The 2,878-nt window shown below is 39.6% G+C and carries 3 protein-coding genes; all 3 read left to right on the forward strand.

Annotated features, from left to right (window positions below; all coding sequences use genetic code 11):
• Positions 1-950: replication initiation protein (locus AAEY83_RS12520; RefSeq protein ID WP_351059212.1), on the forward strand; the 950-nt coding region annotated here is incomplete at its 5' end.
• 140 nt (positions 951-1,090) lie between these two features.
• Positions 1,091-1,387: a hypothetical protein gene (locus tag AAEY83_RS12525; protein ID WP_025643904.1), complete on the forward strand. Its 297-nt coding sequence runs from the start codon at positions 1,091-1,093 to the stop codon at positions 1,385-1,387.
• 127 nt (positions 1,388-1,514) lie between these two features.
• Positions 1,515-2,483, forward strand: coding sequence for a DNA-binding protein (locus AAEY83_RS12530; protein ID WP_025643906.1), 969 nt, complete (start codon positions 1,515-1,517; stop codon positions 2,481-2,483).
• Positions 2,484-2,878 lie beyond the last annotated feature (395 nt).

The following is a 2,878-nucleotide window of genomic DNA, read 5'->3' on the forward strand; positions in this document are numbered from 1 at the left end:
GAGTTGAAATGGAAAATAACTTAGTTGTTCAGTCAAATGATTTAATCCTAGCAACGTACACAATGCAAAAGACGGATAAAGAGCTCATGCTTGCTTGTATTAGTCAGATTGATAGTAGGCCTGATGCACCAAATGTCACGCAAGACACAGAATATAAAGTAACAGTTGATGATATTAAATCATTGTTTTTTGGTAAGAAGTCTAAGAACGAACAGAATGTTTATCGTGACATAGAGAACGCAAGCAAACGTTTATATGACGTCGATATTGTTATGAGCTTGCCCGAGAATAAAACGCTTCAAACAAGGCTTGTTAGTAGTATTGTCTATGATCCGGATAACGGAGAAGTCGTATTATCATTCGCAAATAAAATACTGCCATATTTGACGCAACTTAAAGCTAATTTCACTAAATACAAGCTATTAGAAATAGGTGAGTTATCGAGTATTCATTCAATAAAAATGTATGAATTGGTGGTAATGTGGGTTAATCAATACCAGTACAGCAAAGAGTTTACGATAGAAGAGTTTAAACACGTAATGTGTGTTAAAGATAAGTATAAGCAATTTAGTGAGTTGCGAAGATATGTTATTGAAACAGCTATCAATGATATAAATGAAAATACGAATTATAAAGTCAGTGTAGAGTATCAAAAAAAAGCAAGAGGGAAGGGCTATAAAGGCTTAAAGCTCAAATTTCACAAAAAGTTATTAGATAAAATTGCTGGTAAAGACGGTAAATTGTCAGAAGATAAGATCAAATCAATTGTTGATAATGTGCAGTTTATGAACGACTATAACGATCACCCAGGTTTAAGCTATGACGGTAAAATGAGTACTGATATTTTTAAGCGTGAAATGATTAACCTCATACAGCGGGAACCTGAAAGCTTTAACAAGCCAAACAAAGCGCTTGAGAGCTACTTACCAAAAGTCAGTCAAGGTAGGTAATTACTATGTTTACTACCAATTATGATATATGGCTTACTTAAGAGTCAAAGGCCAATGCTTTTGCAGTGTTTGAAATCTATGGCCTGAGGTTATACGCATTATCTCTGCCAGGCGTGCCATAAAGATTGAAAGGAGACAATATGAACAAGGTTAGTTATCACATAGATAAGTTGCCGCCATTAACGGCTAAGCAGCAAGCGGACTTAGAGTACTTAGCAACGCTTAGCGATGACGACATTGATCTATCGGACATTCCAGAAATCACCGACTGGTCAGGCGCGATCCGTGGCAGTATCAAACCACAAACGCTTACTACAGAAGCCAGTGTTATCAGCCCAAGCATTCTTGCTAAGTTTAAGGACAGAGCCAAGCAGACAGGCGGTAACTATCAGGACATGATCAATGATGCCCTAGAAGAATACCTAACTGATCATTAAGTCTTAGCCAACAAGTTATAACCTCAAGACGACTTGGGGTTTTTTTACACCTTGTATTGTAGTATGTTGTATATTGTATTATACTATATACAACATACTACAATGCACTATCAAGGAATACAAAATCATGGCACTCACCACACAAGATATTCATGCAGCAGCTGACCGATTACAGGAGCAAGGGATCAAGCCGACACTGGCAGAGGTGCGTAAGGCGCTAGGCGGTGGCTCATTCACTACCATTAGTGATGCTATGCAGAGTTGGAAGCGAGAACAGCAGGAAGAGCAAGAGCTACAACAAGTGGATTTACCTAGCGGTATCACTGGACGCTTGCACACGCTTGGCGCTGATATGTGGCAGACAGCTATTGATATGGCGAACGATAGGCTGTCTAAGGAGCGTGAAGCTCTAGAGGTGGTTAAGGTTAAGGCACAAGCAGAGACGGACGAAGCGCAAGAAGCAGTTAAAACCTTAGAGGGTGAACAAGCAGATCTACTACAGCAGCTGGACGAAGTGGCCACTACTGCGGAAGCAGCAACTAAAAGCGCTCAGCAAGCCACAGCTGACCATGATGCTACCAAACAGACGCTATCAGATACTAAGCATCAATTAGAGCTTGAACGAACTAAAGCAGAAACAGCACAATCACAGCTTGTAGAGACACGTAGCGCATTAGATAAGCAATCTGTAGAGCTTACTAGTAGTCTTGGTGAGGTAGCCACGCTTAAAGCTACAGCTGATAGCGATAAAGCAGAGATTGCACGTTTAAAGGCGGAGCTTAAAGCCACTAAGTCAGAGCTAAAGACGGTCACAGCTGAACGCAATGAGATACAAACTGCTACCGCAGAGATCAAAGGAGAGCTAAAGGCGGTCACCGCTGAACGTGATAAGCTATCAGGACTTTATGAGCAGCTGACTCAAATACAGGCTAAACTTGAAGCTGAACATAGTATATTGAATAAGCAATATGGCGAGCTATCGAGCCGTCACCTATCAGAACAAGAACAAGTGACTGTGTTACAAAATAAACTCAAGAAAGCTCAAGATGATCTCATACTTATTCAAAACAAAGATAACGCCTTGGATGTTGATTAAATAAAAGTATTCAAGGTTCCAAGATAAAGAATAGTTATGAGCTAGGAAGAGACTTTACCTAAAGCGTAGATCTCGTTCTATTCACACTAAGCTTATGAATCAACTATGACAATATCGACTCACTGAATAAATGACTGTTGTATAAGAACTATTCTAAATTTTTCTCTGAAGTCTTATAGTATATAGCCTAGTGGGCTATATACTATTTAAATTAGCCTAAGTAAATTTATGCTGATTTTGGAGCCTTGAGCAGATTTCAAGGAACACTCACCCTAAAGCGTTTATGAGTAAAAAAATACTCACAAACGCTTTAGTGCATTCCTTGGATTTGATGTGATTAGTCATGCCGACTTCATCGCCCATCGCGTCATCAAGACCGTATCACTGTATCAAGC

Origin of the sequence: Psychrobacter sp. TB20-MNA-CIBAN-0197 (genome assembly GCF_040309765.1) — a bacterium.
GTDB classification, from domain to species: Bacteria; Pseudomonadota; Gammaproteobacteria; order Pseudomonadales; family Moraxellaceae; genus Psychrobacter; species Psychrobacter submarinus.